This is a genomic window from Microbacterium sp., assembly GCF_049661145.1.
Lineage (GTDB): Bacteria > Actinomycetota > Actinomycetes > Actinomycetales > Microbacteriaceae > Microbacterium.
Genome location: NZ_JBASZT010000369.1, coordinates 1 through 6189, shown reverse-complemented (window position 1 = coordinate 6189; position 6189 = coordinate 1). Strand labels below are relative to the sequence as shown.

4 protein-coding genes are annotated in these 6189 nt (G+C 72.2%); 1 reads left to right on the top strand and 3 read right to left on the bottom strand.

What is annotated here, in order from left to right; translation table 11 throughout:
- The 3 genes from WBP48_RS15245 to WBP48_RS15235 all read right to left on the bottom strand — a co-directional run.
- On the bottom strand, nt 1-2846 hold a 2846-nt coding region (locus WBP48_RS15245; RefSeq protein WP_424441603.1), incomplete at its 3' end, for a BTAD domain-containing putative transcriptional regulator.
- Nucleotides 2830-3762: an RNA polymerase sigma factor SigJ gene (gene sigJ / locus WBP48_RS15240; protein WP_424441602.1), complete on the bottom strand. Its 933-nt coding sequence runs from the start codon at nt 3760-3762 to the stop codon at nt 2830-2832. The genes WBP48_RS15245 and sigJ, both read right to left, overlap by 17 nt.
- Nucleotides 3759-5006, bottom strand: coding sequence for an NAD(P)/FAD-dependent oxidoreductase (locus tag WBP48_RS15235; RefSeq protein WP_424441601.1), 1248 nt, complete (start codon nt 5004-5006; stop codon nt 3759-3761). The genes sigJ and WBP48_RS15235 overlap by 4 nt, the downstream gene beginning before the upstream one ends.
- A 188-nt stretch (nt 5007-5194) precedes the next feature.
- Between WBP48_RS15235 and WBP48_RS15230 the strand changes: the two genes are divergently transcribed.
- Nucleotides 5195-6189: FAD-binding oxidoreductase (locus WBP48_RS15230; protein WP_424441600.1), on the top strand; the 995-nt coding region annotated here is incomplete at its 3' end.

Sequence of the window (6189 nt, the reverse complement as noted above, 5' to 3'; positions counted from 1 at the left end):
GCCGTCGCCCGTGCCACGAGGTCGTCGGCGAGCTCGCCGAGCCGGCCGTCCTGCCGGAACACCGAGGCGCGCACGACGAGTCGCATCCAGTCCGATCCCCACAGCGTCGTGTTGCGCAGCCGCGCGTGCGCCTCGTCGATGAGCTCGAGCGCCAGCTCCGCCTCACCCAGCAGGACCGCGTGACCGGCGCGCTGCGCCGTGAGCTGCCCGTCCAGCTCGTCTCGCAGCAGGCGCGGCACGAGCCACGTCGCACGCTCCAGATCGTCCTCGTATCCTTCGATGTCCGCCAGGCGAAGCCGGATGCTGGCGCGGTGCATCCGGGCGACGGCCTCGGTGGCGAGGGGGAGCCCGGCGCCGCTCAGGCCGAGGGACTCGTCCAGGGCGCGCAGCCGCGCGGCATCCTGCCCGGGAAACCACGTCGCGATCACGAAGTTGTTCAGCACGCGACTCAGCAGCGCGGGATCGCCCGTGCCGCGCGCGAGTCGCACCGCCTCGGCGGCCTGCTCGCCGCCCCAGAACCGGTCGACGGCGTAGTACTCCTCGACCGCGAGGGTGCCGAGCAGCTGCGCCCGCGGCGCAGCGTCCGCCGAATCGTCCACACCGCCGGGAAGTTGCGCGAGCAGGCTTCGGATCGTCGCGACGGTGGGTTCGTGCACCTCCTCGAACTGCCGCCAGTTCCACAGCGTCACCCCGCCGTAGAGGCTGACCGCCGTCATCAGCAGGTCGGTCGCGTCCGCTGCCTGAGCGAGCTCGACGGCACGCTGCACAGCCCCCGACGCAGCGACCACGTCGCCGCCCAGGCGCAGCTCCTCCGCGAGCGCGACGAGCGTGGCGAACCGCTCGCGCAGCGTGTCCGGCCGCGGATCCAGCATCGCCAGAGCCCGCTCCCGGTGCACCGCGGCACGGGTGTAGGCGAGGACGGATGCCGCGTGGTCCGCCGCCGTCGTGCACGCCTCGAACGCGGCTCGCGACGGCACGCCGCCGGCACCGAGATACCGCTGCTCGGCGTACAGCTCCGGATCGTGCAGGCGCTCCGGGTCGCGCAGGGCCATGCCGTCCGCGATCCTGCCGTGCTGCGCGACGCGGTCGTCCTCGGACAGCTGCGCGAGCACCGCCTCGCGGGCGAGGTCGTGGGTGAACCGCCATTCGTCGTCAGGAACTGCGACCAACCCGGCATCCGCCGCCGGCTGCACGCGACGGGTCACCTCTGCGAGCGATACTCCTGCCGCGCTCGCCAACAGGCCGGGGCGGGCGGTGCGCCCGGCGACGGCGAGCAGTTCGACGACGTCGCGGGTCTCGCCGGGCAGCTCCTGCAGCCTGCTGCCGAGCAGCTGTAGCACCGAGGCGGGGATACGCCGCGGCGTCGAGCGGGACTCTCGCATCAGCTGCGAAAGGAAGTACGGATTGCCGCCCGTCCACTCCAGCAGTTGGTGGACGGCGATCGGCGTGGCGCCGGCGGGAAGCAGCTGGGTGGTCTCGTCGACGCCGAACGGGGCGAGCTCGAACGCTTCGCTGTGCGGCAGTCGCGCGAGGCGTGCCAGCGTCAGGCCGAGGGGCGAGTCGGCGGGTTGGCCGGTCCGTGCCAGTGCCACGATCGACACCGGGCGCCGCGCGATCGCGTGGGCGAGGACCATCAGCACCTGCAGCGCGTCGTGGTCGGCCCACTGCAGGTCGTCGAGCACCAGCAGCACCGGCCGGCGCTCCGCGTGCGCGATCACGGTGTGCGCGATCGCCTGCGCGAGACGAAAGCTCCGTTCGTCGGATGCCGACTGCTCCGCCGGCAGCCGGGCCAGCAGACTCTGGACGATCTCACCGCCGTCGATCCTGCCAGCGAGAGTCGCGAGCAGGTTCTCCCACACCCACAGCGCGGGCGTGCCGGATCCTTCCATCGCGCCGGCTGCGGAGGTGCGGAGGTGCTGGCGCTCCGCGGCGGCGACGGCGTACTCCGCGAGCACGGACTTGCCGATGCCGGCCTCGCCCCGCAGAATGACGAGCCTTCCCGCCCCGGCCGCGGCCGAGCGGATGGCGAAGTCGATCGCCGCTCTCTCGGCATCCCGCCCGATGGGGGACGGTGGGCGATCATCGGTGGCCGTCGCATCCGACCGCAGCAGGCGCTCGTGGAACTCCCGCAGCGCCGGGCCGGGATCGACGCCCAGCTCCTCGCTCAGCAGCGCGCGGAGCTTCTCGAACGTGGCCAGCGCCGAGGCGGTGTTGCCCGCCGCGTGCTCGGCGCGCATCCGCAGGAGCCACCGCCGCTCGTTCAGCGCGTCGTGGTCGAGCAGTTCCGCGGTCACCCGCTCGGCGTCGACCGCTCTGCCCGACTCGATGAGCCCCGCCGCCTCGACCTCCATGAGCTCGAGGCGGGTCGCTTCCAGCCGCTCGGCCGATTCGGCGAGCTCAGGGCCGAGCAGCGCACCGCCGAAGGGATCGCCTCGCCACAGCGACCGGCACTGCTCGGCGAAGCCGACGGCGCGGCGCCAGTCCTCGGCATCTGCGCTGTGCCGTGCGCTGTCGGCCGCGGCGATGAACTGGGCCAGGTCGATCTCGCTCGGGTCCGCCTCGATCGCGTAGCCGGGATACCGCGTCAGCAGTGCCACGCCGGTGTCCGCCAGCAGTCGTCGCAGGCGGGAGACGTAGACGTGCAGCGAGGTGGTGGCGGACCGCGGTGCGGCATCCGGCCACAGTTCCAGCACGATGCGGTCGGCCGGCACTGTGCGTCCGCCCGCCGCGACGAGCAGCGACAGCAGGGTGGCGAGCCGGCCGCGCACCGGGAGGCCCGCGATCGTGACCTGGCCGAGCACGGCGACGGCGCGGGGGAGCACGGCGAGGTCAGGCGATGCGGTCACGGAGCTTCTCCGGGTTCACGAGGATCGCGATCTCGGTGATCAAGCCACCGACGATCTCGAGGTCGAACACTCCGACGACGCGGTCGCCCTCGCGCGTCACGATCCCGAGCCGCCCGTTCACCGGCTCGATGCGGGGGACGAGCTCGGTCACGCGTCGGGTCTGCGTGGACACGACGCCCAAGAGATAGCGGGCGACGGTCTCGGCCCCCACGACCTCCTTGCGCGCGGCGCGCACGTGGTCGCCGCCGTCGGCGCGTGAGACCACCCCGGGATCGAGCAGCCGCACGAGGGACGTGAGGTCTCCCCCGACGCAGGCGTTCAGGAAGGCCGCGACCACGTCGTCGCGGGCGGTGCCGGCGGCATCCGTCGCGTCCATCGGATCGACCTGCTGCGCTTTGCGCCGCGCCTGCACTTTGCGCCGTGCGGTCGACGCGAGCTGCCGGCACGATGCGGCGGAACGGCCCACGACCTCGGCGATCTCGTCGAACGACAGGCCGAACACGTCGTGCAGCACGAGGCTCACCCGCTCTCCCGGGGTGAGGGCTTCCATCGCGACGAGCAGCGCGATCGAGATCCGTTCGTCGAGCGTGACGGAGTCGGCCGGGTCGCGGCGCTCGGGGGCACCCGCCGACGCGGCCAGTTCGCCGATGAGCGGCTCGGGCAGCCAGATGCCGGTGTAGTGCTCGCGCCTCGCGCGCGCCGAACCCAACTCGTCCAGGCAGATGCGGGCGACGACGCGGGTCAGCCAGGCATCCGGCTCGCGCACCCGTTCGCGCTGCTCCTCGGTGAGGGCGAACCAGCGGGCGATGCCCTCCTGCACGGCATCCTGCGCGTCGTGGACCGACCCGAGGATGCGGTACGCCACACCGAACAGGCGTCGGTAGCCGCTGCTGCCGTACGCGTACACCGCCGTCATCTCGCCACCGGTTCGCTTGTCGGCGTCTGGTTCTGGTTCTTCGGTGCCTTCGGTGCTTTGGGTCCTTTCGGCGCCCAATACGCGCCCGGCGTCGTGCGCTCCTTGCGCGGACCGTCGACCGTCATGCGGCAGATCGCCTCCTTGATGCGCGCCCCCGCCCAGCCGGTGAACGCGACGGGGGTCGAGCGATCGTCGGCGTGCACGACCTGCACATATCCGTCGCGGCGTCCCAGACTGATGCACTGGACGAGGAATCCCGCCGACGCCACCGGCAGCGACTCGCCGCGGAGGTCCGCGAGGAGCGTGTCGGCAGCCGCTCCGCCCAGCGGGAGGGCGATCGCGCACCCCATGCGCAGGTGCGCGCCGAGCTCGTCGGGAAGCAGAACGGCGTCGCCGGCGCCCAGGATCTCGGGGGCATCGATGGAGCGGAGATGCTCGTCGACGCGCAGTCGACCGACGCGGTCGCACGCGAGGCCGCTCGCCCGTGCGAGCTCGGGCACACCGAAGGATGCCGTCCACAGGCACACGTCGAACCGAAGCGAGGTGCCGTCGGCGAACACGAGAGCGCCGTCGTCCACCGAGGTCACGAACGGCCGGTCCTCGATCGTGACGCCGAGCCGCGCGAGGGTCCGCTCGATGCGCCGACGGGCGCGCGCCCGCATCGGCGCGACGATCGGACCCGACGTGACGAGCGTCACGTCGGCATCCGGTCGCTGCTCGGCGACCTCGGACGCCGTCTCCACGCCGGTGAACCCGCCGCCCACGACGACGATCCGCTGCGGAGTGCTGCCAGCGGCGGGGTCACCGTTCGCGCGACCCGCGATGACTGCGGCGGCGGCTACCGCCGAGGCAGGGTCGGCGATCGCGTAGGCGAACCGGTCCGCACCGGGAACCCGCGCCGTCGACGCGCCGCTGCCGACCGCGTAGACGAGGCGGTCATAGGCGATCGCGCTCACCTCGCCGTCGTGGCGGATGTCGACCAGCCGGTTCGCCGGGTCGATGTGCACGGCGAGCCCGAGGACGACCTCGACGTCGGGGTGCAGCAGTTCCGACAGTGGCAGCTCCGCGCTCTGCCGGCTGCCGGCGGCGACCTCGTGCAGGCGGATGCGCTCGACGAACCGGTCGATCGGGTTGACGAGGCGGATCCGCACGCGTGACGCCTCCTTGTCGGTGAGCGACGAACGCAACCGGTTCGCGCAGATGACGCCCGCGTAGCCGCCGCCGATGATCACGATCACTTTCATGGTGGTCCTCCTGAACTCTCTACCAGTGATGACGAAATTGCCATCCCGAATGTCAAGACGGTGACCTGCGCTGCTGGCGCGCAGCTGGAGGGGAGTCCCGGCCCCGTGCAATGACTGTGACAGCCGTGTGCAAGTCGGCATCCGGATCATGAGACGACAACCATCCGAACCATCTGAAGGAGACCCTCATGATCGACGCAGTCCTGGAGACCGGCACGATCGACGAACCCACCGCACGCGCCCTCGCAGAGCTCCGTGAGCTTCTGCCGGGACGAGTCCACAGCGCAGCGGATGCCGAGGAGCGCGGCCTCGTGCGGTGCTTCAACACGGCGTTGCAGCACACCGCGCCGATCGTCGTCGCGGCCACCGGCCCGGCCGACGTCGTGCACGTCGTGCAGACGGCGCGACGTCACGGCATCCCCGTCACCGCGATCGGGAGCGGCCACGGTCTGCTCCACTCGATCGACCGGGGCGTGATCGTGCTCACCCGGGGAATCGCCTCCGTGCACCTCGATCCCGAGCGGCGGCTCGTGCGCGTCGGCGCGGGGACGGTGTGGAGTGAGGTGCTCGACGCGGCGGCGCCGCACGGGCTCGCCCCGCTGGCGGGATCGGCGCCCCACGTCGGGGTCATCGGATACCTGCTCGGCGGTGGGCTCGGTCCGGTGGCGCGGACGTTCGGGTACGCGGCGGACTACGTGCGCGAGCTCGAGGTGATCACCGGAGTCGGCGAGCACCTCGTCGTGAGCGCCGACAGTCACGCCGACCTCTTCTGGGCGCTGCGCGGCGGCAAGCGGGGTCTCGGCATCGTTGTCGCGGTGACGATCGAGCTCCTCCCGCTTGCCGAGCTGTACGGCGGCGGACTGTACTACACGGGGGATGCCGTGGCCTCCGCGCTCCACGCGTGGGGCCGGTGGACCGAGACTTTGCCGACCGAGATGTCGACGTCGGCGGCGATCGTCCGTCTCCCTCCGCTGCCGGAGCTGCCCGATCCGATCCGCGGCCAGACGGTGCTGCACGTGCGGACCGCCTACGTCGGTACCGCCGAGCAGGCCGAGGGGGTGCTCGCCCCGCTGCGGGCGGCGGCCGCGCCGGTGCTCGATTCGATCGGGCATCTGCCGTACAGCGCCCTCGGGTCCATTCACCAGGACCCGGCGAACCCCATGCCCGTGGTCGAGGGCGGGAT